Here is a 25,360-nt window from a genome sequence, read left to right on the forward strand (position 1 = left end):
TTACGTCCCCTCGCCGGCAAAGGCCGCGATGAATTCTGCGCCCGTCATCTTCTTCGTCGGATTGGCAAAGCCGTAGACGTCGGGCTTGTCGTCGATGAAAATCTCGCTGGCGAAGGTGAAGCCCGTGGGCTTGTCCAGCGCCTGGTAGGAAACGACCGCCGCGCTGCCGTCCTGCATCCGCCAGATCAGACTGGAGCCGCAGGTCTTGCAGAAGCCGCGCTCGCCGTAGTCGGAAGAGCGGTAGATGCCGAGCGCGCTCTCGTCCTCGATTGCCAGGCTCTCGCACTCGACCGCCAAGAAGACGCCGCCCGACCAGCGGCGGCACATCCCGCAGTGACAAGCGCCGAATTCGTGCTTGGCGATGACCGCCTTGAAGCGGACGGCTCCGCAGAGACACCCGCCGGAAAGGTCTGAACCCGCCTCGCTCATCTCTGCCTCAGTTCGCCTTTGCCTTCTCGTCGCCCGGCAGCACGTAGTCCGTGCCTTCCCAAGGCGAGAGGAAGTCGAAGTTGCGGAACTCCTGGCGCAGGGCCACCGGCTCGTAGATCACCTGCTTCAGCGCCTCGTCGTAGTGCACTTCGACGAAGCCGGTCAGCGGAAAGTCCTTGCGCAGCGGATGCCCCTCGAAGCCGTAGTCGGTGAGGATGCGGCGGAGGTCCGGATGGCCGGTGAAGAGGATGCCGTAGAGGTCGTAGGCCTCGCGCTCGAACCAGTCGGCCCCGGAATACACCGCGGTCGCCGAAGGAACCGGATCGTCCTCGGTGGTGCGCAGCTTGACGCGGATGCGTTTGTTCTGGCGCGGCGACAGGAGGTGATAGACCACCTCGAAGCGCTGTTCGCGCTGGGGATAGTCCGCGCCGCAGATGTCGACGAGGGCGACGAATTCCTGGCCCGGCGCATCGCGCAGCGCCGTCAGCACCGCGATGATGTCCTCGGCTTCGACGATGACGGTCAATTCGCCGAAGGCGATGATCGACTCGCCGAGCTTGTCGCCCAGAAGGTTTTTTATGGTCTCGGCGAATTCGTTCATCGGACGCGCGATGCCCCTTGTCTCTTGATGCGGCGCGATCAGCGCTCGATCGTCCCGGTACGCCGGATCTTCTTCTGCAGCAGCAGCACGCCGTAGAGCAGCGCCTCGGCCGTCGGCGGGCAGCCCGGGACGTAGATGTCGACGGGCACCACGCGGTCGCAGCCGCGCACCACGGAATAGGAATAGTGGTAGTAGCCGCCGCCATTGGCGCAGGAGCCCATGGAGATGACGTAGCGCGGCTCGGGCATCTGGTCGTAGACCTTGCGCAGTGCCGGGGCCATCTTGTTGGTCAGCGTCCCCGCGACGATCATCACGTCCGACTGGCGGGGTGAGGCGCGCGGCGCGAAGCCGAAACGCTCGGCGTCATAGCGCGGCATCGACATCTGCATCATCTCGACGGCGCAGCAGGCCAGACCGAAGGTCATCCACATCAGCGAGCCAGTCCGGGCCCACTGGATGAGATCGTCCGTCGAGGTGACGAGAAAGCCCTTGTCGGCCAGTTCGTCGTTGATGTCGGTCAGGAAAGGATCTGGGGCGCGCGGAACCTGCAGCGCGCTCGAGCGGCTGCCGGCCTCGACCGAGGCGGCGCGCAGGAAAGTCTCTCTGTCGGTCAGTCCCATTCGAGGGCGCCTTTCTTCCACTCGTAGATGAAGCCGATGGTCAGGACGCCGAGGAACACCATCATCGACCAGAAGCCGAACCAGCCGACATCGCCGAACGAGGCGGCCCAGGGGAACAGGAAGGCCACTTCCAGGTCGAAGATAATGAACAGGATCGACACCAGGTAGAATCGCACGTCGAACTTCATGCGCGAATCGTCGAAGGCGTCGAAGCCGCATTCGTAGGCGGAGAGTTTCTCGTCGTCCGGCGCGCGAAAGGCGATCAGGAAGGGCGAGACCAGCAGCGCCAGGCCGATGAACAGCGCGACGCCGACAAAGATGACGATCGGCAGGTAGGAAGCGAGAAGTTCGGGCATCGGCGATCCCATGAGGCGGCGGCGACGGTCTCGAGCCGCGCTGGCGGCTGGTCGACCCGGCAGAATCCTTGTCGGCACAGCGGCAGGTAGGCGTCCGCACACCGAGGCACAATGCGCAATCGGGTCGCACCGACCGTCTCTTGCATCGCGGCGAGGACTAGACCGTTCGCCCCGCCAGCGCAAGCCGAACCCATGGTCACAGCTGCCGGTCCGGCGTTGCTTCGCAGAGAGTTGAGCGCCTGAAGCGGCCTCGCGCCCGGCCGCGACCGCCGCGGCCGGTGCGCTGCCCTCGTGCGGAGGCTGCCGGCATCGCGTCTGCCAAACGCGCCGCCCCCTCTTGTCCTTCGGTCCCGGGGCTGAATAGCTCCGGGGCGGGACAACAAAGCGGCGCGCGATCGTGCCCGCTGGCGAGAAGGGCGAACCGGCGCCTGGAGGCCGAAGGACTGGCGCCGGCTCGCGGGAGGAGCGACGAATGGCATTGCTACGGGGTGGCCTGATCGGCTGCGGATTCTTCGCCTCGAATCATCTGAATGCGTGGCGCGAACTGGCGCGTCACCCCGATGGCGCCGAGATCGTCGCTTTGTGCGACCGCGATCCGGCGCGCCTGGCAGCGGCTGCGGCCGAGTTCGGCGTGGCGCGCCGCTATGCCGATGCGCAAGCCATGCTGGCGGCCGAAAAGCTCGACTTCGTCGACATCGTCACCACCGCCCCGGCCCACCGGGCCCTCGTGGAACTCGCCGCCCGCCACGGCGTCGCGGTGATCTGCCAGAAGCCGATGGCGCCCGACATCGCCGATGGCCGCGCCATGGTCGAAGCCTGCGAGCGGGCGGGCGTCGCGATGATGGTGCACGAAAATTTCCGCTGGCAGGCGCCGCTTCTGGCGGTGCGCGCCGTGCTCGATTCCGGCGTGATCGGAAGACCCTTCTGGGGCCGGGTCTCGTTCCGCTCGGGCTACGACGTCATTGCCGGCCAGCCCTATCTCGCCGAGGGCAAGCGCTTCATCATCGAGGATCTCGGCGTGCATGTCCTCGACACCGCACGGTTTCTGTTCGGCGAAGTGGCGCGGCTGACCGCCTCGACGACGACGGTGAACCCGGCGATCGCCGGCGAGGACGTCGCGACCATGCTGCTCGTGCACCGGGACGGCGTGACCGCGGTCGTCGACTGCAGCTATTCCAGCCGGCGCGCCCGCGAGCTGTTTCCCGAGGTTCTCGTCGACATCGAGGGCAGCGACGGATCGCTGCAGCTCGATGCCGGCTATGCCCTCACCGTTCGTTCGCCGGCGGGAATCGAGCAGCGCGACGTCTCGCCGACGCTCCTGCCCTGGGCGCAGGTTCCCTGGCACGGCGTGCAGGAGAGCGTCCTCAACATCCAGCGTCACTTCATCGACTGCCTGCGCGCCGGCACCGCGCCGGCGACGGCCGGAAGCGACAATCTGAAGACCTTTGCTCTGGTCGAGGCCGCCTATGGCAGCGCAGCGACGGGCGAGACGGTGGACCCTGCGCGGTTTGCCTGAATCGGCCTGTCCCTCGCCTGGCGTTTCCGCCGATCGATTCGGATCGCCGTGGATCCAGGCTCCGTCCGCCGCGCGGGATGAAGGCGACCCGATGCGGCCTCTGGCTCCGGCACCACGAGCGAGCGTCTTGGTGTCGGCGCCAGACGGGCCGCCAGGACGGATGCCGTCATCGCGGGCCGATCCGGGCGACGTCCGCGTGGCCGACACAGCACGATGCGGACCCAAAGCCGGACACGCTCTCGGACGCAGGATGGCGGTGGCTGACTTGAATCACTTGAGCGGGGGCCGGATTCGCCAAAGGGCCCGCCACTCGGCCCGCGCCTCGACAGGCTCCGACACAATAATACAGGCACAAAAATGTGCAGCGCAGAGCCCGGCAATCGCCAGACCCTGCACCACACATATAATGTTCGATGTCGCAAGAATGAACTTGTCAAAGTTCAGGAGCTTCAGTCTACTTCCATTGCCGGTAGTGACAATGGAAGTAGACTGGCGCGAGTGACGGGGCTCGAACCCGCGACCTCCGGCGTGACAGGCCGGCACTCTAACCAACTGAGCTACACCCGCGCTCCAGGCCGCTTGCGGCGGCTTGTGACGGTGATTTACGAGACGCCCCCTGCCCTGTCAAGCGCGATATCGGCAAATGCGACAGGCCCTGACGCTTTATCGAAAGCGGGCGAAATCGCGGGGGATTTTGCGTCGCACGCGTCGTCCCCGGCTTGATTTCGCAGCTGTCGGAAACTAGGCGGGCGTGCCGACGCGCGAGAGCATAGCGTCGACCAGCGCCGGACGTCAGCGCGTCGATCGAAGCGCCATGGCTATAGAATCGCTTCCCTTCCGGGCTCCAATTAATGCACCGACGCGGTGGTCCGGCGAGGTTTCCGGCAATGCCGTCACGCCCGGCCGACCCGCAGCGCGCCCCCCGCTGGCCCGCGTTTGCTCCGGGCGCCTCGGAAGCGTTGTCGCCCGTCGCCGCCCCTCGGCCGAGCCGTCCCCCAGAAGCCCGTCCCGAACCGGGTCGCGCGTCGCTACCTCTTTTTACGGCTTGCGCCCGAAGCGCGCATTGCCTATCTGGACCTCACCCTGGAAGGGCGATTAGCTCAGTTGGTAGAGCGCCTCGTTTACACCGAGGATGTCGGCAGTTCGAGCCTGTCATCGCCCACCATGCAATATCAGGGACTTAGCCGATTCCTGTCATCCCCTTCCGGGTCCTTGCGGGGGAAACTGCGGAGGAAACTCCTTCGATGCCACGTGATCTGATCTCCCGTGGCACTCGCGACGAGTTCCGAGAAACACTATCCGGCTTCTTCACGCTCCGCACGATCGTCGACGCTTTCGCCGCCGGCGGCATCGCCTATCGTGACGTCGAGGGATGCCAAGTAATGGGACAAAGGCGTGGGCTGGTAGAGGGCTACTACGCGTCCGTCGACTTCCAGAATGCCGACCACATCGCCGATCTCCTTCTTGTCTATGAAGAGATCGTCTTCAAGCTTGAACGGGAAGGAACCCCCGAGAGCCGGAGGGCGAAGGAGGCCCTTTTGCTTCGGATGAAGCGAGATGGATTCGACCATGTCGACGGCCGGTTCACGTCGCCGAAGCTCGACGTCAGGACGGTGAACGTTGGGGACCTCACCTCCGCCACGGAAGCGGCTGTTCATGAGCACATTGAGAAGGCGAATGCGCACCTGGCGTCCGGCGAGTACGCCGATGCCATCATCTATTGCTACACGCTGGTCGAGCAGCTCCTGAAGATCATTCTTCGTGATCGGGGAGTGACCTTCAAGGCCGAGGAAGGCGACATACGGTCTCTGTATCGCCTGGTCGCCGAGGAGCTGAACATGCTCGCTTCGAGCGAGACGATCGACCGCCCGCTCAAGCCGATCCTCGACGGTCTGCAGAAGCTCGTCGGCGGGATTTACGAAGTCGCGAACAAAGCCAGCAATCGCCACGTGAAGGCCTACTCGCCGGCTCGACGTCACGCAAAACTCGCTATCAACGCCTCTCTGGCACTGTGCGATTACGTCGTCGAGAGCGCGGCGTTTCAGGCCAAATCGGGGGCCGACGTAGGCTCGAAACCGTAACCTGCATAGCCGGTTTCCCTGAGCTTCCTTACTAATCCACGATCGTCCAAATCCTCGAGGTTTAAGAAAACTCGACGTTAAGGACATCCGCGGTTCGGGGCTTCTCGAGCGGACTCAAGGGGTTCTAGACTCCACAACATCAGCATGACACCCGCCCCTGAGGGCCACCAGCTCGACGCCACCCGTCGCGCAGGATCGAGGAGTCGTGCCCCTTTTGGAGCCTCCCTATGGACGACACGACGATGACGCTGCACGACGTATTCATGCGTCACAAGCTCTATAAAGCCCCTGCCGAGGACGCGGAGGCGTCTCTGCGCGGTGAGAAGATGACGTTCATCCACGACCTTCTCCGTGGTGCCGCGCCGGCCTGCGGTGATTTGCGGACCGACATCGGTCTGTGGCACTCGGATCTGCAGTCTCGCGGCCTCCGCCACGAAGGAGATGCCGGAATGTGGGCGTCAATGTCTGCAGCGAGTCCCGACATCGTGTGGCTCGAACCTCTCCTGTCGGTATTCGCTTATCGTCCCGACGTCCTGCGGTGCCGGTACTATATGGCTGTTCTCGGTCACGTCGGCAGCGCGAGGTACTTGTCGCGGGTCTCAGAGCGCGATCATGACCTGACTGGGGCGTTTGCGCACGGCATGCACCTGCACGCGAAAAAACTCGAACGGATCGGGTCGTCGTACAAGTGGTACCCCGGCGTTGAGATCGCGATCCTCGTCGAGGGTTGCCGTCGGCTTGTCGGCATCGACGGCGGCGATAAGACTGTCATGCCCCTGATTAGTTGGTGGAATCAGACCCGGCGAGACCGGAGCCGCGCTCGCGATGACGGCGAGCGTCAGTACCTGACCGCGCTCGTCACTGAGAGTCAGGTGCGCTCGATGATGAGGAAGGCGGTTGACGAAGGGAGGATTGCCGACCCGGATGAGTTTCGGACGAAGACCGCTGACGACAGGTTCGAGTTCGGCAACGACACCGATGACGACGGCGGCGTCGATGCCGAGGCCGTCGCGGACAGCACCGAAGAGTCGGTGCCCCGTACCCACGACACGTTCGCTTCGGTCGCCGCTGCGGTCGACGCCAAGATCGCCGCCCTGAAATCCCCCGTTCGCCCTCCCGCATCGGCGCAGCGCGGCCACCTGGTCCTCGCCGATATCCCGTCGAAGAAGAACGCCGTCCGTCATAGCGAGGGAGACCTGGAGGCGTCCCTCTCCGGGATCACCGGCCGCTGGATGGAGCAGGTCCTGGTGTCCAACGAACTCCCCGAGATCGCATCCGAGCTTCGGGCGGAGTGGCCTCACTCTGTCGATCTTATCAACCGCGTCCTCGGAGACCTGCGCGTCGGCGAGCCTGTCCGCTTCCGGCCTACTCTCCTCGTCGGCTCGCCGGGATCGGGGAAGACGTCGTTGATGAAGGCCATCGCGGGAAGCCTCCTTATGCCGTCTGTCGTCTTCCCCTGCGCGTCGGTCAGCGACGGGTCGTTCGGTGGCACCCCGAGCCAGTGGTCCACGCGCCGCGCCTCGACGCCGCTTGAGTTGATCCGGTCTTCGGATCGAGCGAATCCCATCGTGATCCTCGACGAGATCGAGAAGTCGGGCACGTCGGGACACAATGGCTCCCTGGTTTCAGCTCTGTTACCCATGCTGGAGCGTGGGACCGCCTCGGCATATTTCGAGATCGGCATCGAGCGCAACGCCGACCTCTCCGCCGTCAGCTTCTTCGCGACCGCAAACGATGTGACCGGGATCCCGATGCCTCTGCGCGACCGGTTTCGCATCCTCCGCATGCCGGATCCCGAGCCCGCGCATATTGGGAGCCTGACCAGGAAGATCATCTCCGATCTCATCTACGAGCGCGGCTTGGACGAGAGGTGGACGCCCCCGCTCGCGCCCGACGAGATCGACATCATCAAAAAAGCATGGGGTGGCGGCAGCTTGCGCCGGCTCCGTCGAGCCGTCGAAGCGACGCTTGCGGCTCGCGAAACGGCGATGACGAACGGGAGGGCCATGTAGATGGTGATCGCGTTCCCGTCGGACGTCCTCGCTCGTCTTCGTCACATCGAAAGAAGCGAGGGCGTGCCCGTTTTGGACGTCGTCCACCAGGCGGTCGCGGTATTCAGCTACCTCGACGTCGACGAGAGGCAGCGCCTCGGGCAGGTCGCCTTAGGCCTCGTCGTCGAACGCATGAAAGGAGGAAACGCATGAGCGAAGCCGATGAAGTGTGGTCGAAGCTCCGCAAGACTGAGCAGATCTTCCTGCGGAACCTCGTCGCCGCTCCCGACGACCCAGGGCGGATACTGCGTGTGATCTCCTGCCTCGCTCGCCGGCTGCCGTATTGCGCGACTCGCAGACAGATCGATCGGCTAGCGCACGCCGGAATCGGTCTGCATGCGTTCGGCCGTCTCGTCGAAACGCCACCGGATGGTTCAGACGAGAAAGACGGACTATGAACCTATGGGGATCCGCAGCGATCTCCACGACCGGACCATCGCTGCCGGTTCACGAATCGGTGCCGGGTGCAACGCCTCGTGCTATCCGGTCGTCATGCCGCAGACTCGCGACCCACTCCAGCCAGGCCTAGCGCACCGCTCTGGTACGAAGCGAGGCACATGGTACCTCAGGGTCGCGCATGGCGGTCGGCTCGTGCAGTTGCTCCTCGGCGGCGATGACGAGATGCCGGTACAGGTGGCGCGGGAGATCGTACGCCAGGGGATCGCAGATCTCGATCGGGGGATCACGCCGGACAAGCGTTGGGTCGCCGAGGCCAGACGCGCACATGCCGATCGCATCGGGCGGACCGAGGCGGCGCCCGTACAGGCAGTGTGGACCTGGGGGTGGAGCCAGCGCGAATACCTCGACGATCTGAGGCGAAAGGGGCGATCGGACCGGACCGTCGATGACTATGCCGGGATCCTGAAGAATCTCTCGGTTTTCGACCCGCACCTGGTCGGCGCTCTGACGATCGACGATTTTCGCCGGTTGCTTGCCGCCATAGCCATCGAACGGCCCTCGACGGCATTCCGCGCAACGGAGGTAGCAAGATCGGTATCGCGGTGGCTCTCGGCCTCTGGCCGTGGCGACGACTTCCTTGCCGACCTCAAGCCGCCTCCTGGCGCCGCTCGGTCAACAGGCAAACAGGAGAGGCCGCCATCGACCATAGATGAAATCGTCGAGATCGTCCGCCGATGCCGCGATGGATCCATGTCGCCGTCCGTCGCCGGTGCGATCGAAACCGTGTGCCTAACCGGCCTCCGCGTCCGCCAGGTCGTGGGGGCGCGTCCATCTGATGTCAGGGAGGGCGTCTGGCACATCGCGCCCGGCGGGAAGCGCGGCGGGTTCAGCCTGCCCCTCACGCCGCGCCTCCGGACCCTGCTCCACGCTTCTGATGAGTGGTTATTCCCCGAGGTCTATACCCGCGATCCTAGCCAGATCGGCCCTGTCACTGAGGCTGCGGTCATCATTGCCCTACGTCGCATCGGCGCGACGACTGCTACCGGGATCCGAACGGCGATAGCCGGCGCCCTTGCAGACGACGGCTATTCCAATGACGAGATCGAGGGCTTGCACGGCCGGGTGTCCGACGACCCCATCGACGAAGCCGACGCGACCGCTCGTCGGGGCCAGATGCTCCGGACCTGGGGCGAGGTCGTCGAAAGGGAAATTGGTTTCCCCACACTTTTGGGCGAAGTTCCCCCAATCCTCCCCACACCCTAAGCGCTTGCCATTGCTTGACTATCGTTCAGAACGCGCTCGATCTGGGCTGGAAGGAAACCGGTTTTCCTCGCAATCCTACTTGGGGCCCAGCCTTCCTGGCCGAGACGGAGGATGAGTTCTCTCTCAACGTTCTTCGGACTCGTCCTCAATCCGTGACGGGACAGGGCGGACAAGATAGATCCACGGGTCGTCCCCATCGCGGCCGCGATTTGGTTCGGCAGGAGCCCCTCGCCCACGTGAAATCGCAGGCGCGAGACTGTCTCTTCATTCCAGACGATCATGCGGCTCTCCTCGCGCTGGTTCGGTAAGCAAGCGCGACATGATGCGCGCAGTAAGTCTGAGACCCGCAGGACACGCCGCAGACCCGCTTGTCGTCCAACTTGTCGTCGGCGGACCACATGGGCCACCGGCATCCGGAGGCGCCGGCGAATGGGATGAGATCGAACGTCATCGCGGCCGAGACAACCGGTGTCGGCTCGGACGGCAGGCGGGCGAGCATGATGCGTGGCCGGACCGTTGTCGGACGAGGCTTCCGAACCCTCGGCTTCGGCGGCGCCTTCTCCGCGACCGGCTTCTTCTCCCTCGGAGGCCGCTCGACCCCTTTCAGATGACGGGCCACAAGACCGGCGATCGCATTCCTCGTCGTGCCGAGGCCGGCGCCGATCTGGCTATATGACAGGCCCGCCTCTATCCCACGCCGGACCTCCGCGACCGCCGACGGCTCGGCGGTCTTCCGTGGCTGGTTCAACACGACGATGCGCTTCGGGCGCTCCAGCACCCCGATGTGTCGGGCAACGGTCCATTGAACGGTGCCTGCGGACAGACCGAGCCGCTCACCGATTTGCGGATACGTCAGGCCCTGAGCGACGGCCAGTTTGATCGCGTCGAGCCGCTCTTGGGTGACGGGCCTGACCCGACGGAGGTCCGGGCAATGCCTGCAAGCGATGTCGGTGACCCTCGACAGGGTCTCGCCAAGCTCGAAGGCGATTTCCTTGAATAGCTTTCCGGCTTCGAGACCTTCACGGACCTTGCGGATCACGTCGGCGGGTATCGAGTGTTTCGAAGCGTACGGCGACCGAGGCAGGTCAGCGAAACGCTTCCGGACGATCCTAGCGACGGAGTGTCGGTGAAACCCGATCTGTGCGGCGATCTCCGAGGTCGTCAGGCCTGCGACGACGCCAACCCGGATCCGATCGAGCTGTTCGGCGGTGGCGGGAGGGCGTCTCATGCCGCGTCTCCTTCCGCCAGCTTCCTTATCTCCTCTAGAAGACCGGCCCGGCCGGCGCGCTTTCCAAAATCGAAAGCGGAACCGCGATCGCGCTCGCCGACACTCATCTGCTTGACGACGGCGCATGGCAGGCAGCGGACTGACCGCTTTGCTCCGTCTACCTGCCCACCGCAGTCCGCGCACGAACCGCCCGTGTAGTGACCGGGAGCCCACCCGCAGATCGGGAACTTCACGCCGCGTGCTATGAGTAAGGCTTCCATGGCGTCATGCTGGGCGTACTGGACTGGATCCCTCTTTGGCGGACTTACCTGCGGCATCGGCGTCGTGAACGGACTGGAGGGGAGAATGGATATCCTGCTCATGCCGCCTCTCCCGATGCTTCGAGAAACCGCCGGTCCTCCTCCTCGTCCGCCAACACCTTCTCAGTGATCTCTTCGACTGACATCTGGCAGTCCAGCTCGTCATACCCGTGTCGGGTCACGCCCGCCGCGAATGAAGGAGGACACCAATTATTCTCTGGGTCGTCAGGCCCTCCGTCCGGCCGGTCGCCGTAGAGATGGTCGATCAACGCGGTCATAGGAACCCATCCGTGGCGGGCGATCAGATTGACCAGTCTCTGTTGCTGAGTGAGCGGAGCTGTGGTCATGCCGCCCTCCGGTCGAGGATGGACGCGATGCCGCTCAGGTCCTCGTCCGTGAGGTGATGCAGATCGACGAGAAGCCGGGCGACGATACGGCGGCTCGCCGCATCCTCGATCTCGATACGGAACCTCCTGTTGTCTGCGGACCATGCGTCGGTGAGGCCCATCCGCTCTGCCGCCGTCATCGGTATCGAGGCCCCTAGGCCCTGAAGCGTGGCCACGGTCGCCGGGGCGCGGCCGCACTCCAGAGCATACAGATGAGCGACTGAGACACCGAGGCGACGCGCAACCTCGGCTTGATCAAGCCCGGCCTGCTTCCGCAACTCCCTCAGTCGCTTCCCGAACTGGGACATGTCGGCCTCTCCGATAGCGAGACCGTCACTCCGATCTCCGTTAAGTCCTATTTACCATGTCTAATTTATCCTGTATATATGTACGTACGATTTTTCTTCGACTTCCGACTTTCCGGAAGCCAGGCGAGGATCGGGAACCGGAAAAGGAGAAGACGATGTGGAATTCAATTAAACGGCTACTCGCGGCCCTTCGCGCCTCGATGTCGGCGATCGCGGGGTTCGGCCAGTCGCTGTTCGAGGAATTTATGGCGCGTATCGCCGAGCTACGGGCGATGCCGATGCGTGCGGTCCGCAACGGGGTGCCTCGCGTGACGGCCGCTCAGGACGCTACAAGGCAGATCATCGCCGAACCGGCGCAGGCCCCGGCGATGGCCCCGGCGATGGCCCCTGTCGAGGAGCCGGAACCGCCGGAGAGGTCGACGGAGCGGGTCACGGAACTCGGCGCCCTCGTTCGCCTCGCTTGTGAGCGGTTGCTCGTAGACATGCCGATCCGAGACCTTCGCCTCGACGGACCAGTAGAGCTATTCCTGCTCTCGATGTCGACGGAGGAGCTGCGGCGCCTGCACAAGGCCTCCGACCTCGACGTCGGCCGCCACGTTCTCGGAACCCCTATGATACAGGCGGTTTGCGGGGCAATGATGCGGACGCCGGACGCCGAGCGAGACGGACCGAGGGCGGAGGATATGGCAGCGATCCGAGCCGACAGGGTCGAACGGCGCCAGGCGGCCTACGTCGACAATCTCGTCCAAGCGGAGATCGATGCTTACTACGAGCGGGAGGGAGCCGACGAGCTGGAGCCGTCGGCACCTAGGCCGTGACGTCTAGCGGTTCCGGATCCGATCAAGCCGGAGCCGCGTCACCTCTGCCGCAAGGCGATCCGCCCTCGCCTTCTCCCGAGCCGCGTCGGCCTTCGCAACCCTGAGAGCGTCGACGAGCATCAGATAAGCGGCCACTTCATCGTCCGCGACCCGGTCGGCGTGGACCTCTGCTTCGTAAGCACGGCGCCGGTTCTGAGCGATCACCCGGCCGTTATGAAGCGTGTGAAGCAAGCTGGAAAACTGCGACGTAACGACTGTCATCGGACCCATGAGAAACCCTTGCAATTCGTGTCTAAATCACACTGAGGTACAGAGATGAACAATTCGCTAACGACAGAACGAGAGGGGCCTCTCTCCCCGGCCGAGCGGCAAGCCCGGCGACGGATCCGACGCGCCGAGGAGCGGGCCATCCAAGAGGCACTGGAGGCCCAGGCAGAGGCCGAACGGATCGTTGCCGAGGAGGTCGAGCGGGTTCGGGTCGATCAAGCCAAGCATGATCAGGAGATGACGCTACATGTCGCGGCGACGCTGGCCGACGTCCTGTGCCACCCGAAATATTCGCCGAGTAGGAAGGTTCAAAACGAGGCGTTCGAGGAGATTCGCCGTCGACTGGAAGAGACGATGTCCGAAGAGGAGGTCGAGGAGCGTCTTCGATCCCGTTTTGCGATCATCAAAGCCGATCGCATCCGTCGCCGGACCGCGACTGAGAGCGGGTCCAACGGTCACGCCGGATCGACCCCCTCCGACACCTGCGTTACTCCGCAAGTCCGAATCGCTGTCACGTCACAGAGAATCGCCGATCCGTCTCGTGACGGTCACGACGGCGCTCTGGACGACGGCACCCTCGGCGGCACCGTCACCACCCCTTCCGCGACTTCCCAGGCGTCCGTCGGCACCCCCGCATTTTTGCGTTCACCAGCGAACCAGAACGGCGACGGCGACGACGAGGAAGGAGGCCTTGCGGACTACCTCGCTGGAGAAGCTTGGCGCGCTCACGACCCGGACCCGGACTACGAGCGGATGATAGCAGAGGAGCTTGGGGCCGACCGAAACGGCTACATCCGCTGACACCCTCACGAGACTACCGAGATAGGCCGCCCGAAAACCCGTGGCGGCCTTCTTCGTTCCTGCCGACACCGATTAGTCAAGACGACCGTAGCCGTCACGAGCCTCCCAGATCGATCCAGGCCAGCCGGAGCCAATGGTTTGGATACGGCGCATATTTGCGCAGGACATCGAAACAGCCGACGATACAGGGGTTTCGAGCGTGACTGTCACGCCGGTAGCCGGAAATGGACCGTGACTGTCACGAATTGGGGGCGAGATGGCTAGGCGACGGTCGTTGTGGCCGAGGCGGACGTTGGCGGTGACATGGAGGTTGGCGGGGCGAGGCAGGCCAGGGGCGCCCGGGGAGCGTCGGAGAGGCCGAAAAGTTAACACCTCAAGCCACTGGATACATTGACCGATGGGCCGATTACGGACCGAAAAGTTAACACCCCCTCAGGCCGATTATAGTTGACGGTCGAGGAGGGTGACGGGCCTCGGGCATGTGGCGAGCGTGGAGGGTCAGCGGGTCAGATGGAGGAGACCATGGCCTTTCCCTTCCTTCTTCGATTCGTGACGTCAGAACGAATTCTGGTCGGTTCGATAGAAACCCTCTTGACAGCCTGTCCGTCGAGGTGCGTATAATCTGCCTAGAGCTAACCTTGAACCGTAAGCGGAGCTGAAGGTTCTGAACAATAGATATCATACTTCACCTTCGGTTCAGTATGGTACGTACCTCAGAGATTCGAGTTGGTGGACACGTCACGAATCGAAGAAGGAAAGGGGATGACGATGGATGATCACTCCGGAAGGGTATGCACCAAGCTTCGTCTCATCCTTCATCGACGGTCGAGCCATCCAGACAGACCGTAGACTATAATCGGCCCTCTCAGGCTTCCGGAGACGACCCCCGCTCCCTGCCCTCGCCACCGGTCCTCAAGACCCATTCATGAAGGACCGTCACATGTCTCAGCCCTCACCAGCCTCTTCCTCTCCTTCCCCTTGGCTTGCCGTCTCCGGTGCCGATCTGATGCCTGGAGACGCAATCCTCGTCATGCACAAGCGCAGGATAGCCTCCGGCCTCCGGTACCCGAAGTGGGTTATGGAGCCTGTCGGCAAGGGCCGCTACCCTGGCAAGCCGATGGCAAAGCTCGTCGACGTCCGCATGGCCGGTCGGGTCGTAGAGATCCAGGACCGTCCGCCGACACCTACCCGTCCGGCCGGTCGATATGCCGTCGTCGAGTTCACCGACGTGGGCAACAAGGCATCGATCCCAGGAGACACCGATGTCGCGTCTCTCTATGTCCGCCATGACTACGCCGTCGGTGATCTGGACGTTTCTGTCGTCCAGCTCCGCCGCCATGTCGGTCACGGCCCGGCTACGCGAACCGTGGAGGCCGGTCATGCGTATCTCCGCTCTCTCCTCGTCTCCGCCGCCGAAGCCCGTGGGCTCGATCCCGTCGAGGCTCTGGCGTCAACGGTAGACCCTCGGGAGGAAAGGATGCGCCTGCCCGGTCGTCGATACGAAGGAGCGTCGCTCTTCGACCTCGGCTCCATCCATGCTCGTGCCGTTCTGGAGGGCACGCTGCCCTACCACGAATGGATGCTGCGCCAGATCGACGAGCGGCTCCCCACACCTGCCTCTCTGCGCCGCGACGACTACGACCCCGAGGAGATCGAGGCTCACCTCGCATCCGGTGAGAACGAAGAAGGTCTTGCCGAGGTCGAGGCGATCCTGGAGGCCTTCCCTGGCTCCCGTGTCACGGATGTCCGTCGTTCTGGCCCCGTCCTCGTCGTGGACAACGCCCCTACCCCGGCGGCTCCGGAAGCACCCGAGCGGACCTCCGGCGTCTCGCCTATCAAGAAGCTTCCCCCGGTCGTCTACGACGGCGACGACGATGACGATTTCGCCGCCTAATCCTCTGACTCCTATGCGATTTCGGCCCTTCTGCCCTTGTCGGTAAATCATGCCTGCGGTATATTGTCGGCATGTCCTGAGGGTCTCGGCCCTGGCATAGCGAGCTTCAAACTTAAGGCCGGCGAGGTGCCCCCTCGACCGGCCATTTTTCTATCCAGGTCGGGGGACACGGGGATGGCTAGAGACGGACTGGTCGGCATCGATGCGGGGGAGCTGAGACGCTTCCAGAGGGGCTTCGAGCGCGCCGGCGCCGATTTCCCAGACGTCGTCCGTCGGTCTCTGAATGACGTCGCCCGTGATGCCAGTGAGCGGATGAAGACCGTCTTCGAGAGGGAGATCGAGGGCGGGCCGTCCAGGTTCTCGCAGGTCAAGCCTGGCGCCCGGTCCGGCTCGGTGATCTCCAACTTCGCTCGCAAGGGAGGCTCGCTCGGCGATCTGGAGTCGTCGATCGCGGTGAATAGGCTCCAAAGCACGTATCTGAAATACTCGCTTGGCGAAGAGACGGTCCGCGAGCTTGGTGATGCCGGCGCGGCGAGCGAGTTCAATTTCCTCTTCTCCGGTACCCGCCGCCAGGCCAACTCGTTCGGCCTCTCACCGGACGCGCATGGCAACCTTCCCCGGAATAGCCTCAGGAAGCTGGTCCGCGCCGCCCAATCTCAGAGGGCCAGGGATAAGGCGAACGTCGCCAAGAAGGCCCAGAAGCAAGGCCGGGACGTCCAGGAAGGTGAGTTCGAGGCACTGCGGGCGGGACGGAAGGCGAAGGGGAAGACGAGGCGGGTCGATCAGCGTGTCGGTGCGGCTCAAGGGAGCAACGTCTTCTTCGGCACCCTCCGTCGGGGTCGGGGCGCCGTTGGCTTCTGGCAGCGACCGGACGACCGGAAAGACAAGCCCACGCTCCTCGTCCTGGGCGTCAAGCGATCCACGTACCGGTCCGACAAGCTCCTCAGAGGCTGGAACAGGGCGGTGTTGGCGGCGTCGGAGGAGCTGCCCCGGTCTCTCCAGAAGCGCCTGGCGGCCGCCCTCGCAGGGCGTGGCACCACGCCGTAAATACAGATCTGTATGCACGGGCACGATGCGACGTCTCATGTCGCACGTCGATATAGAAGGCCCGTGACGGCCAAGGTCGCGTAAGACGTTGGGGATGCCGCCGAGGGCGAAGGAGGCACCTCACGCGCCTCCAGGATCGACGGCGGCGAAGGCGGGGGCCGGGGGACCCCACGGGAAAACGACGGTAGGTGGGTAGTTCGCGCTTGCCGGCTTCGCGTACTTACGAGATTTTCGGAATCGACCCACCAACCCGGCAGGTAAGGCCCCTGTGGTGGCCCGCCAGTACCCGGCTTCGATCGCCGGTTCTCTTCTGACTCCGCCTTCGGCATATGGCTTCCTGGCCCATCTGTCGGCCTCGTCTTCTCGTTCTCACTTCCAAGAGACCTGCCGGAAATGCCGGGTAACTTTCAATAACGGACCCATCAGGTTTGGGTCGAGACACCACTGGCGAGCTAGGACTCCGACCAGGGAAACCTGTCGGGTCTTCACCTGATGGGTTCCATATGTCCGACCTCGACTATCACGACCCGATCCGCGACGCCGCCGACCGAGCCGAGCGGCTCATGTCGATTTCCAAGGCCGCCCAACTCATCGGCAGGAACCGGGGGACCCTTCAGGACTGGATCAAAAAAGGCATGCCCGTCGCTCGCAAGGGCGAGACCGGATCCGCCCACATGGTGGATCTGAAAGAAGTAATCGTCTGGCGAGAGGAGCAAATCCGCCGCGAAGAGCGGTCCCGGTTTCCAGAGTCGGAGGACACCGTCTTCGGTGGCGTGAAGCTGTCGCCGGGCGACCTTCTCAAGCTTGAGAACCTCAAGCTCACGCGTCTCAAGGTTGGGCAGGCTGCGGATGTCCTAGTCGTCCGATCGATCCCCGAGGCGGCGTGGGAGCGCGCCTTCGGCATTCTTCGCCAGTCCATAATTTCTCTGCCCGACCGTATCACGAGAGAGATGGCCGGTTTCCCGGAAGACCGTAAGCTCGCGTGGCGCACCAAGGCGCAGGGATACTGCCGGGACGGCCTCAAGCAGGCGGCCAAGGTGGTCTCCGACGCTATGTCGACGGTTCCGATAAGGCCCGAAGATGCGTCATGAAGCTTCTTGCTCACTGCATCGACCTGACATCATCCAGACTTCTCGGACGAGGTGAAGGGGTCGTCTGCGGTGCCGTTACGGTTCACGTTGGACCCGCCCGTCCCGCTGGTCACCAAGGTCATCGCAGGCCAGACCCAGCGGGCTCGAAACGAGTCGATCGTACAGATGAGCGGCAGGACGGCGATCTGTGGAAGATCGTCGTTTGCCGTGGCCGAGCTGGATGAAACCGGCAGCTACGTTCAGGTTGGGCCGGACGAAGAGCCGGCAATCGACGAGGGGTTCTAGGCGACCGCTCTGATTCCAGGCTTGAACCGGGCCGGCCTCTCCGTCGTCACGGTTTCGACTACCGGTTTCGGCGTCGCAGCAAGCACCCGCTCAGGCGTCGTCACGACATCCACGATCGTGCCGACCGGGACGTAATCCCCGACGACATAGACGCTGACCGGCTCCTGCCGATGCACCTGCCGCGAGCGGGCAACGCACTGCACGAGGTCCTCGTCACGCGTCTGCGTGAGCATCCTCTTGTGCCACTCGCCCGAGGTCGACGGCGCCTCGAATGCCACGTCACCGCCATCCCGCATCGGCACCGTCACCATCTCCCGCGTCCACGCCGGACGGCCATCCCGCCCGACCAGAGACAGCTCCGGATAGGCGTCATCGTACGACAACGCTGCGGCGAGCGAGTCGAGCTGATCGGGCGACGGGAACACGCTCCCGATCATGACGACGGCCTCGACCCGAGCATAATCGTTGAGCCCTTTCAAGCCGTTATGATGCCCCCAGTGAATCCGTGACGGCCACTCGCGCATGCCCCGCATCGCCGCTTCGGCGACACCACGGACGACCACCAGGATTTCGCCCGGGTGCTGCTGAGACACCCGCTCCACGATGCCAGCAAGCTCGTCGAGGAGGTCCGACGGGCGGCCGGCGGAGCGCTCGGTGACTGCGTTTCGGAGCCGGGTTTGAGAGACGCCGGTGTGCCGGACGAGAGCGACGTGCTGACGGAGGGGGGCCGACACGTGGGTCGTCTTAATGCGGCATCCGAGGATGCGCTCGTTGATGTCGTTGTCGGCGGATCCGTCGAGAAGGAGCCAAGGAACCGATCGAAAATTCAGGTCGTCGCGCCAAGCGAGGTGAATGGTCTCGCCAGCGAGGCGAATCCGTGGATCATGCGACGGAACGACGAAATCGGGGTCGGCGCGGCTAGCGAGGATGAGACGCCTCCTCTCGTCGACGATCTTCCAGAAACGCGTCTCTTCGCGACCGTGGTACTCATCGATTCCGAGGATGCTCTGCAACCCCGCTTCGTCGGTATATGGGTGCACTCGTGCCGAACGGCTGTCCCCGCGAGACGATACGGCGATCGCCCCGGAGACGAGCGCCTCGCCATCCTTCCGGTCCGCGAAAACAGTCGCGAGATCGGCCCCGGCTTTGAGCGCGGACACGGCAAGTCGGCAAGCTCGAATGCGATTGTCGAGAAGCGTGTCGGCGGTTCGTCCGACGGCCTGGTCTCCGGGCGAGACCGGAGGAGCCCTCCGAACTCGAGCAAGCGTATCGACCGGGAATGTCGCGCTCTGGAGCACGACGCCGTGGAAAGCTTCATCGACGACGACCGCTCGCACCGCAGCTTTCAGCCCTGGGTCGATCTTTGGCATCGTGAGAAAAGCATGCGGCGCGAGAATCAAGTCTGCTGTTTCGAGGCCGGTGTATTGATCGAAAGCCGGACAACCGTCACGGCGAGGGCAGACTACGGTGACGAGTGCGCCGGAGGAGCTTCGGACCCGTGACTCGCATGCGCCGGCGGGCGAGATGCCTCTAGCTTCGAGCAACGGCACGATTGGATTATCGCATAGCGATGACCGGCCTCGTAGGATCCGAACTTCTAGACCGGAAGCGCGTGCGTCGGCCGCGATCTGATCGATGTTGCGATGAGCCGGCGGGGCCATGAGGTATCCCAGCGGTCCGGTGCCGAAGTCGCTCTTCGCTGCATCGAGCGCGGTGACCAGAGACGTTGTTTTGCCAGTCCCTGGCAGGCCTCGAAGACACGAGACCGGCGGCACTGAACCGTCGGTCGGCGACCAGGACAGCATGTCGATGACCCCCTGCTCGATTGCCGTTTTCGTCTCCTTCCCTACCCGCTCCGACGTTTCCCCGACCGTTGACGGGAACGAGCGACCGGCAGCCAGAGTAGCGTCATCCTTCGTCATCGTCACACCAGCGACCGACCCCGTCTGGCCAAGCCATGCGAATGCTCCATCCGACCGGTATGCCTCGGTCTGTTTCGCCGACGCTGGGCGCCGAGGTGCTAGGACGACCTTGCGGTCCGGACGGCCGACGGCGCCGGAGCGGGTTCCATAAGCTTTCCCGTTCTGGATCGGCGGGATCCGCCCGGACGCGACTTCACGAGCGACACGAACGACCTTGTCCCTGACGTCCTTCATGATGTCATCGTCGGATTCGAATTTCCCCGACGGTGTCGTCACGTGCGTCACCGCTCGCCGGACGAACTCGCCGTACACGGTCGACTCGAGTTCGTGGATGCCCTCCTCGCTCGTCGCCAGGTCGTGCCGCGTCCTGACGATCGAGCGGACCAGATCGAACAGAAAACCCTCGCGGCCATCCTCGACCCTGCCCTGGTCGTCGAGCACGACGCTCGACCGCATGATGATCGGGTAGTCGCCAGACGGGGCATTCGAGACGACGAGACGTGGCATCGACGGCTCGCCATGGCCGACGATGCCGAACTCGCGGTCGATGGCGTCGAGAATGGCCTCGATCTGCTCGGCGGTGACGAGAGGAGCGCGACCTGGACCGGCCGTCGTCGGCTGCGTCACCTCGAAGTGCCCGTTGGCATGCAGCGTGGGGAGCCATTCGTACGAGGGGCAGTAACCCTCATGACGATAGCCATACGCCATCACATGCTGGCCGTCTTTGAGAAGCTCGATTTTCGATGTCGATGGCGACCCGTCCTCGTTTCGGAGAACGAACGCCGTGCGCCGGGGCAAATCGTCTGGATGTGCTCGATAGAGAAGCGCCTCGTGCGGGCTGCCGGGGCGCGTACGGATGAACGGCGTCGGTCCGGCGATCTCAGCGAATATCTCTCGGACCCGACACGACCGGAGCGCGTCGTTGATGTCGAGATCGGCGCAGAACACGCTCTGGCTCGGAGCGCCTAGCAGGATCGCGGTGTTGGCGCCTGGGGCACGGGGCACCCAAGTCTCCACTTCGGCGAGCGTCGGGCCCGAAGGCTGGCCAATCCAGCGGCGCCACTCCAGCGGCTTCCTCGGCGTCGTCTCGTCAAACTGGTAGTCGCCGACCAAGGCGGGGGATCGGTCGACGAGGCATGGAAGGACTGCCCAACCGAACGCGGCCATGATCGGTCCGGCGTGCTTGAAGCGGGTCGGTTGGCGACGCTCTTGCCAGTCGACCTGCGGCGGGGGCGTCGGCAGGTCCTCGGCCAGGGGCGCGAAGGCACGGATTTCGGGCTTCATGATGCGTAGTCCGGAATGAATGCAAGGAGCTTGCGGGCGATCTTCGTCGCCTCGTCTCTATAAGCATGTGACCGATTCGATCCGCCGTCTACAGCTCACCGAAAATAAATTGGAGGTTCACCCACTCTGGGGCGAAGTTCCCCCAATCCTCCCCCCACACTTTCGAAATAACGTCGGCACACTCCTGTTTAAGAAATTCCTGACCGCCTGAACGCGCGTTCGCGCCTCCGGACATTAACGATTCGGTATCACCTCCCGTTAAGTAGCTAAAATACCCTCGAAAAATCCTTCCAGCCCCTTCCCACTTGCACCGAAACAAGCATGCTAGATTCGTGGGACGGCGGGGCTTTTCCAAGAGACTATTCTTCAGCGATTCCGTCCGTTGCTTCGGTCGGATCGTGCGAAAATTCGAGTAATGGGCTAGCCACGGCTAGGCCGAAACGGCTTCGCGCACTGATTCGTTCGTCGAGGGGAATGGACTGGTATGAACGAAGCCGAGGAGGAGTAGGTCTAAGCGAACGTTCTCGAGGAACGGCCGCTCAGACCTTCAAACGTGTGATGAAAAATGCGAAGGGCGATTCCGCTATCGACCCACTGCTGCCCTACCCGAGTAAGTTGGCAACGATCATAGGCGGACATACCTGTTGGCCAACCGATCGATGCCAGAGAAGGTCCGTGTCCTCGACAACGAGATCGACGTGACCGACAGGGCCGACCTGGGCGTCGCACCTGACTTTCGGTCCTGCCCCTCAACCGTCAGTGACCGAGATCCACTACGGAACGAGGACGATCGGGCCGTTCGACGTGCCGCTGTCCATCGCCTCGTGCGCCTGCGCGACCTGCTCGAGGGGATAGGTCTTCCAGATCTCCGGCTTGATGATCCCAGCCGCGGCGGCCTCGTATACGTCGCGCGCCCGTTCCCTGTATTCGGCGAGATCGGCCGCGTAGGCGGCGATCGAGGGACGTGTCAGGTAGAGCGACCCCTTCGCCTGAAGTGTAGCGACGGAGACCGGGTCCGGCAGGCCGCTCGAGGCACCGAGCGAGACCATCAGTCCCCTCGGCCGCAGGCTGTCGACGGAGGCCGCGAACGTCTCGCGCCCGATCCCGTCGTAGACGACGTCCGCCTTGCGTCCGTCGGTGAGACGGGACACCTCCCCGGCCAGGTCACACGAACCCCAGACGAGGACGGCGTCGCAGCCCCTCGACTTGGCGATGGCCACGCTCGCCTCCTTCGACACCACGCCGATCACGAAGGCGCCGAGCCGCTTGGCCCAGGGTGCCATGACCTGCCCGAGCGCGCCGGCCACGCCGTAGAGCACGACGACGGTGCCGGGACCGACAGGGTACGTGTTCTTCAGGAGGTACTGGGCGGTGATGCCCTTGAACGTGATCGCCGCGGCCTCCTCGAAGCTCAACCCCTCGGGCAATCGGACCAGTCGTTCGGCTGGATAGGCACGCACTGCGGCGTAAGCTCCGACGGGACCGAGCGCGTAGGCAACGCGATCGCCGACGGCGACGTCGCTGACCCCGCTGCCGACCGCGACCACGGTCCCCGCTGCCTCAAGTCCGATGCCCCCGGGGACGGGGATCGGAACGGCGCCCTTGCGGTGCATGGCGTCGAGGTAGTTCACGCCGACGGCACGCTGCTCGACGATCGCCTCGCCCGGGCCGGGCGACGGAACCTCGACTTCATGGGGCACCAGGACGTCGGGGCCGCCTGTCTGCGTCAGTTGGATCGCGATGGTCATCGGTCGTGCCTCCTCTCGGGGTTAAATGCACTAGCGCAGGCCGCGGAACGTCCTTCGGACCTCGTTGACGAACGCCGTCGGCTGTTCCCACGCGGCAAAGTGACCGCCCTCGGCCACTTCGTTGAAGTGGACCAGATTGGCGAACCGCGGCTCCGCCCAGCGCTTCGACAGGCGCAGCTTCTCGCCCGGGAACATGCTGATGCCCGTGGGCGTCGGCATCGGCTCGTCGATCGTCGCGATGCGAGGGGTCTCGCGGGCCGTCTCCCAGTAGAGACGCGCAGAGCTCGCTCCGGCGTTCGACAACCAGTAGAGCATGACGTTGTCGATCATGCCATCGAGCGTGAAGACGCGCTCCGGATGGCCATCGCTGTCCGACACGTCCTGAAGCATCTGGTAGATCCAGGCCGCCAGCCCTGCGGGCGAGTCCGCCAAGCCATAGGCAACGGACTGCGGATGCCTGCTGTGGATCTGGGCGTAGCCGGAAAGCCGATCCACGTAGAACTGGAGGTCCTCCAGCATCTTGCGCTCGTCGGGCGTCGCGCTGGCCTTCTCGGCATCAGTCAGCTCGAACTCGACGAGGTTGAGGTGGATCCCGATCAAGCCGGGCGGCTTCATGAAGCCGAGCCTCGTGGCGATCTGCGCACCGCGGTCGCCACCCTGCGCCGCCCATCGTTCGTAGCCGAGCCGCTCCATCAGGACGATCCAGGCCTTGGCGATGCGCTCGTTGTTCCAGCCCACCCCGGTCGGCTTCTCGGAGAAGCCATGGCCGGGTAGCGACGGCACCACGACGTGGAAGGCATCCGATGCCTGGCCACCATGAGCGACCGGATCGGTCAGCGGACCGATGACATGCCGGAACTCGAGCACCGATCCCGGCCAGCCGTGGGTGAGAAGCAGCGGCACGGCATTGGGCTCGGGGGAGCGAACATGCAGGAAGTGGATGTCGAGGCCGTCGATCTCGGTGACATGCTGGCCGGAGCTGTTGAGCAGCCGTTCGCAGGCCCGCCAGTCGTAGCCGTCCCTCCAGCGTTCGACCAACGCCCGAACGTCTTCCAAGGGCGGCCCCTGGCTCGTGTCGTCGACCGTCTCCCGGTCCGGCCACCGCGTCCGCGCAAGCCGAGACTGGAGGTCGTCGAGATCGGCTTGGGGAACGGCCAACCTGAAAGGGCGCACGAGAGTGCCCTTCGCACCGGATGCGCCGATCGCAGGCGAAGCGGGCTCCCTCGATGCCGCGCGGGCCATACCCGGCACCAAGGCGATGCCCGCAGCGGTGGCGAGCGAGTGGATGAACTGTCGGCGGTCCATGGCAACTTTCCTCGGACGGTGTCGGCGCGGCGCTAAGCCCTTCGGTTCGGCAGGCGATGATCCGGTCGCGATAGGACCGCTACATGTTGATCGCGCGAACCAGACGGACGCCCCAGTCCTCGTCCGGGTTCGTGGTGCCGTCCCCAAGACGCTCCTGCATGACGGCGACGCCTAGGTCGCGGCGCTTGGGCAGGCGAGGCCTGTCGGCAGCCGCCAGGGCCGGCCCCATCTCCTCCCGCGTCAGGTCGGTGCAGTAGGCCGGGGCACCCGGCTGCTGGCGCCACGAGTCCGCGAGCGTGCCGGCATCGAAGCCGGCGAACCCGGTATCCTGAACGAGCGCCATCGCGACCTCCCGGTCCCGGTCCCGGTCCGCCGCGACGGGGATGGCGATGCGGCCAGGAGCTCCCGCTGGCTGGCCCTTCTTGGCGAGCGAAGCGGAGCCGATGGCGTTCCAGGCCTTGGCGATGGGACGGCCCAACTGCTCGGCGACCCAGAGGCTCTCGACCTCGCCTTGATCGATCGCCTCGATCCGCTCGTCGCGGAACGGGTAGTAGTTGGACGTGTCGATCACGACCGTTTCGGTTGGGAGGTTCGCGATCCGGGGCGAGATATCGGGCAGTCGGTTGAGGGGAATGGAGAGAATGACGACTTCGACGTCGACGAGCGCTTCCTGCTGCGTAACCGCACGGGCGCCGGACGACAGGAGTTCGGCAGCAATCGTTTCCGGCCCGCGGGAGTTGGCGACCTTCACGTCGTGCCCGGCGGCACTGAGTTTCTGGACCAGCGTCTTGCCGATGTGGCCCGTACCGAGAATGCCGATCTTCATGGTGTTCGTCCTGCTAGCTGTTGCGTCGCCGTCATAACTACGAGTAGGTAGAGGTGTCGGCAAGAACCGACCAAAAACTGACATACACACCAAAAGGTAACTGCAATGGTGGATCGTGACTGGCGATGCGAGGACCCGAAGGCACAGCTCGTTTGGGCGGCAGCGACGAGCGAGGCGATGCGCGTGCTCGAGGGCAAGTGGAAGATCGTCATCATCTTCCAGCTCTTCGCCGCCAAGGAACCCCTGCGGTTCTCGGAGCTGGGACGCCGTGTCGAGGGCGTGAACCAGAAGATGCTGATCCAGCAACTGAAGGAGCTGGAGAAGGACGGGATCATCGTCCGGACGATCTACCCGCAGGTGCCGCCGAAGGTGGAGTATGCGCTCAGCGAGATGGGTCTCGCCCTTGGCCCGGCCATCGAGGCCCTGATCGACTGGACGTTCATGCGCCGCAGCGCGTCGGAGGAAACGACTAAGGCCGCCTGACCGACGCGGTTACCTTTTGGTGCGTATAACACCAATCGGTGTGTTCTTGCCG

General features: G+C 64.2%; 24 protein-coding genes, 2 tRNA genes and 1 pseudogene. 13 read left to right on the forward strand and 14 right to left on the reverse strand.

Annotated features, from left to right (window positions below; all coding sequences use genetic code 11):
* The 4 genes and pseudogenes from IEX88_RS15525 to IEX88_RS15540 form a co-directional block, all read right to left on the reverse strand.
* Positions 1-429: a GFA family protein gene (locus IEX88_RS15525; protein WP_188852295.1), complete on the reverse strand. Its 429-nt coding sequence runs from the start codon at positions 427-429 to the stop codon at positions 1-3.
* A gap of 7 nt (positions 430-436) precedes the next feature.
* Positions 437-1,042, reverse strand: coding sequence for an NADH-quinone oxidoreductase subunit C (locus IEX88_RS15530; protein ID WP_373289602.1), 606 nt, complete (start codon positions 1,040-1,042; stop codon positions 437-439).
* Positions 1,043-1,068: 26 nt separating this feature from the next.
* A pseudogene (locus tag IEX88_RS15535) lies at positions 1,069-1,560 on the reverse strand (NuoB/complex I 20 kDa subunit family protein); the annotation flags it as partial.
* 80 nt (positions 1,561-1,640) lie between these two features.
* Positions 1,641-2,006 (reverse strand): NADH-quinone oxidoreductase subunit A, encoded by a 366-nt coding sequence (locus tag IEX88_RS15540; RefSeq protein WP_188852302.1) that lies wholly within the window; start codon positions 2,004-2,006, stop codon positions 1,641-1,643.
* A 472-nt stretch (positions 2,007-2,478) separates the two neighbouring features.
* Here IEX88_RS15540 and IEX88_RS15545 point away from each other — a divergent pair, with 472 nt between their 5' ends.
* Positions 2,479-3,522, forward strand: a complete 1,044-nt coding sequence (locus tag IEX88_RS15545) for a Gfo/Idh/MocA family protein (RefSeq protein WP_188852305.1) — start codon at positions 2,479-2,481, stop codon at positions 3,520-3,522.
* A 490-nt stretch (positions 3,523-4,012) separates the two neighbouring features.
* Here IEX88_RS15545 and IEX88_RS15550 read toward each other — a convergent pair.
* Positions 4,013-4,089: transfer RNA gene (locus IEX88_RS15550), tRNA-Asp, on the reverse strand.
* Positions 4,090-4,611: 522 nt separating this feature from the next.
* Between IEX88_RS15550 and IEX88_RS15555 the strand changes: the two genes are divergently transcribed.
* The 6 genes from IEX88_RS15555 (at position 4,612) to IEX88_RS15580 (ending at position 9,316) form a co-directional block, all read left to right on the forward strand.
* Positions 4,612-4,687: transfer RNA gene (locus IEX88_RS15555), tRNA-Val, on the forward strand.
* A gap of 79 nt (positions 4,688-4,766) precedes the next feature.
* On the forward strand, positions 4,767-5,603 hold the full coding sequence (locus IEX88_RS15560) for an abortive infection family protein (RefSeq protein WP_188852307.1): 837 nt from the start codon (positions 4,767-4,769) through the stop codon (positions 5,601-5,603).
* Between the two features lie 227 nt (positions 5,604-5,830).
* A complete protein-coding gene (locus tag IEX88_RS15565; protein ID WP_188852310.1) occupies positions 5,831-7,615 on the forward strand; it encodes an AAA family ATPase in 1,785 nt (594 codons plus the stop codon).
* A complete protein-coding gene (locus tag IEX88_RS15570) occupies positions 7,616-7,807 on the forward strand; it encodes a hypothetical protein (RefSeq protein WP_188852312.1) in 192 nt (63 codons plus the stop codon). It begins immediately after the preceding gene.
* Positions 7,804-8,052, forward strand: coding sequence for a hypothetical protein (locus IEX88_RS15575; RefSeq protein WP_188852314.1), 249 nt, complete (start codon positions 7,804-7,806; stop codon positions 8,050-8,052). Before IEX88_RS15570 ends, IEX88_RS15575 begins: the two co-directional genes overlap by 4 nt.
* Before the next feature lie 193 nt (positions 8,053-8,245).
* A complete protein-coding gene (locus tag IEX88_RS15580; protein WP_188852316.1) occupies positions 8,246-9,316 on the forward strand; it encodes a site-specific integrase in 1,071 nt (356 codons plus the stop codon).
* 277 nt (positions 9,317-9,593) lie between these two features.
* Here the strand turns inward: IEX88_RS15580 and IEX88_RS15585 are convergent, their stop codons facing one another.
* Genes IEX88_RS15585 through IEX88_RS15600 form a run of 4 tightly spaced genes read right to left on the reverse strand, consistent with a single transcriptional unit; the run spans position 9,594 to position 11,537 of the window.
* The gene (locus tag IEX88_RS15585; RefSeq protein WP_188852318.1) at positions 9,594-10,544 is read right to left on the reverse strand and encodes a GcrA family cell cycle regulator; all 951 of its coding nucleotides are present in this window, start codon (positions 10,542-10,544) and stop codon (positions 9,594-9,596) included.
* Positions 10,541-10,906: a hypothetical protein gene (locus IEX88_RS15590; RefSeq protein WP_188852320.1), complete on the reverse strand. Its 366-nt coding sequence runs from the start codon at positions 10,904-10,906 to the stop codon at positions 10,541-10,543. The genes IEX88_RS15585 and IEX88_RS15590 overlap by 4 nt, the downstream gene beginning before the upstream one ends.
* Positions 10,903-11,190 carry a hypothetical protein gene (locus IEX88_RS15595; RefSeq protein ID WP_188852322.1) on the reverse strand — a complete coding sequence of 96 codons (288 nt, stop codon included), beginning with the start codon at positions 11,188-11,190 and terminating at the stop codon, positions 10,903-10,905. The genes IEX88_RS15590 and IEX88_RS15595 overlap by 4 nt, the downstream gene beginning before the upstream one ends.
* On the reverse strand, positions 11,187-11,537 hold the full coding sequence (locus IEX88_RS15600; protein ID WP_188852324.1) for a helix-turn-helix domain-containing protein: 351 nt from the start codon (positions 11,535-11,537) through the stop codon (positions 11,187-11,189). Before IEX88_RS15600 ends, IEX88_RS15595 begins: the two co-directional genes overlap by 4 nt.
* Positions 11,538-11,737: 200 nt before the next feature.
* On the opposite strand from IEX88_RS15600, the gene IEX88_RS15605 reads away from it, so the two are divergent.
* Together IEX88_RS15605 and IEX88_RS15610 are read left to right on the forward strand one after the other, a co-directional pair.
* Positions 11,738-12,355, forward strand: a complete 618-nt coding sequence (locus IEX88_RS15605) for a hypothetical protein (protein ID WP_188852327.1) — start codon at positions 11,738-11,740, stop codon at positions 12,353-12,355.
* Between the two features lie 315 nt (positions 12,356-12,670).
* On the forward strand, positions 12,671-13,423 hold the full coding sequence (locus IEX88_RS15610; protein ID WP_188852329.1) for a hypothetical protein: 753 nt from the start codon (positions 12,671-12,673) through the stop codon (positions 13,421-13,423).
* 952 nt (positions 13,424-14,375) lie between these two features.
* On the opposite strand, the gene IEX88_RS15615 is transcribed toward IEX88_RS15610, so the two are convergent.
* Entirely contained in the window at positions 14,376-14,804 is a 429-nt protein-coding gene (locus IEX88_RS15615; protein WP_188852331.1) for a hypothetical protein, read from the reverse strand.
* Positions 14,805-14,900: 96 nt separating this feature from the next.
* Here IEX88_RS15615 and IEX88_RS15620 point away from each other — a divergent pair, with 96 nt between their 5' ends.
* The 3 genes from IEX88_RS15620 (at position 14,901) to IEX88_RS15630 (ending at position 17,455) form a co-directional block, all read left to right on the forward strand.
* Positions 14,901-15,317, forward strand: a complete 417-nt coding sequence (locus IEX88_RS15620) for a hypothetical protein (RefSeq protein ID WP_188852333.1) — start codon at positions 14,901-14,903, stop codon at positions 15,315-15,317.
* Between the two features lie 174 nt (positions 15,318-15,491).
* On the forward strand, positions 15,492-16,364 hold the full coding sequence (locus IEX88_RS15625) for a hypothetical protein (protein ID WP_188852335.1): 873 nt from the start codon (positions 15,492-15,494) through the stop codon (positions 16,362-16,364).
* Between the two features lie 503 nt (positions 16,365-16,867).
* Positions 16,868-17,455, forward strand: coding sequence for a hypothetical protein (locus tag IEX88_RS15630; protein WP_188852337.1), 588 nt, complete (start codon positions 16,868-16,870; stop codon positions 17,453-17,455).
* A 281-nt stretch (positions 17,456-17,736) separates the two neighbouring features.
* Here IEX88_RS15630 and IEX88_RS15635 read toward each other — a convergent pair whose 3' ends face one another.
* The 4 genes from IEX88_RS15635 to IEX88_RS15650 form a co-directional block, all read right to left on the reverse strand.
* Positions 17,737-20,946 (reverse strand): bifunctional DNA primase/polymerase, encoded by a 3,210-nt coding sequence (locus IEX88_RS15635; protein WP_188852339.1) that lies wholly within the window; start codon positions 20,944-20,946, stop codon positions 17,737-17,739.
* Positions 20,947-21,719: 773 nt separating this feature from the next.
* A complete protein-coding gene (locus tag IEX88_RS15640; RefSeq protein WP_188852341.1) occupies positions 21,720-22,694 on the reverse strand; it encodes a quinone oxidoreductase family protein in 975 nt (324 codons plus the stop codon).
* A 30-nt stretch (positions 22,695-22,724) separates the two neighbouring features.
* Positions 22,725-23,999 (reverse strand): epoxide hydrolase family protein, encoded by a 1,275-nt coding sequence (locus IEX88_RS15645; RefSeq protein ID WP_244640219.1) that lies wholly within the window; start codon positions 23,997-23,999, stop codon positions 22,725-22,727.
* 79 nt (positions 24,000-24,078) lie between these two features.
* On the reverse strand, positions 24,079-24,909 hold the full coding sequence (locus tag IEX88_RS15650) for an NADPH-dependent F420 reductase (RefSeq protein ID WP_188852472.1): 831 nt from the start codon (positions 24,907-24,909) through the stop codon (positions 24,079-24,081).
* Positions 24,910-24,930: 21 nt separating this feature from the next.
* Here IEX88_RS15650 and IEX88_RS15655 point away from each other — a divergent pair, with 21 nt between their 5' ends.
* A complete protein-coding gene (locus IEX88_RS15655) occupies positions 24,931-25,308 on the forward strand; it encodes a winged helix-turn-helix transcriptional regulator (protein WP_188852343.1) in 378 nt (125 codons plus the stop codon).
* The last annotated feature ends 52 nt before the right edge of the window (positions 25,309-25,360 follow it).

This window comes from Aureimonas glaciei (genome assembly GCF_014643375.1).
GTDB classification, from domain to species: Bacteria; Pseudomonadota; Alphaproteobacteria; order Rhizobiales; family Rhizobiaceae; genus Plantimonas; species Plantimonas glaciei.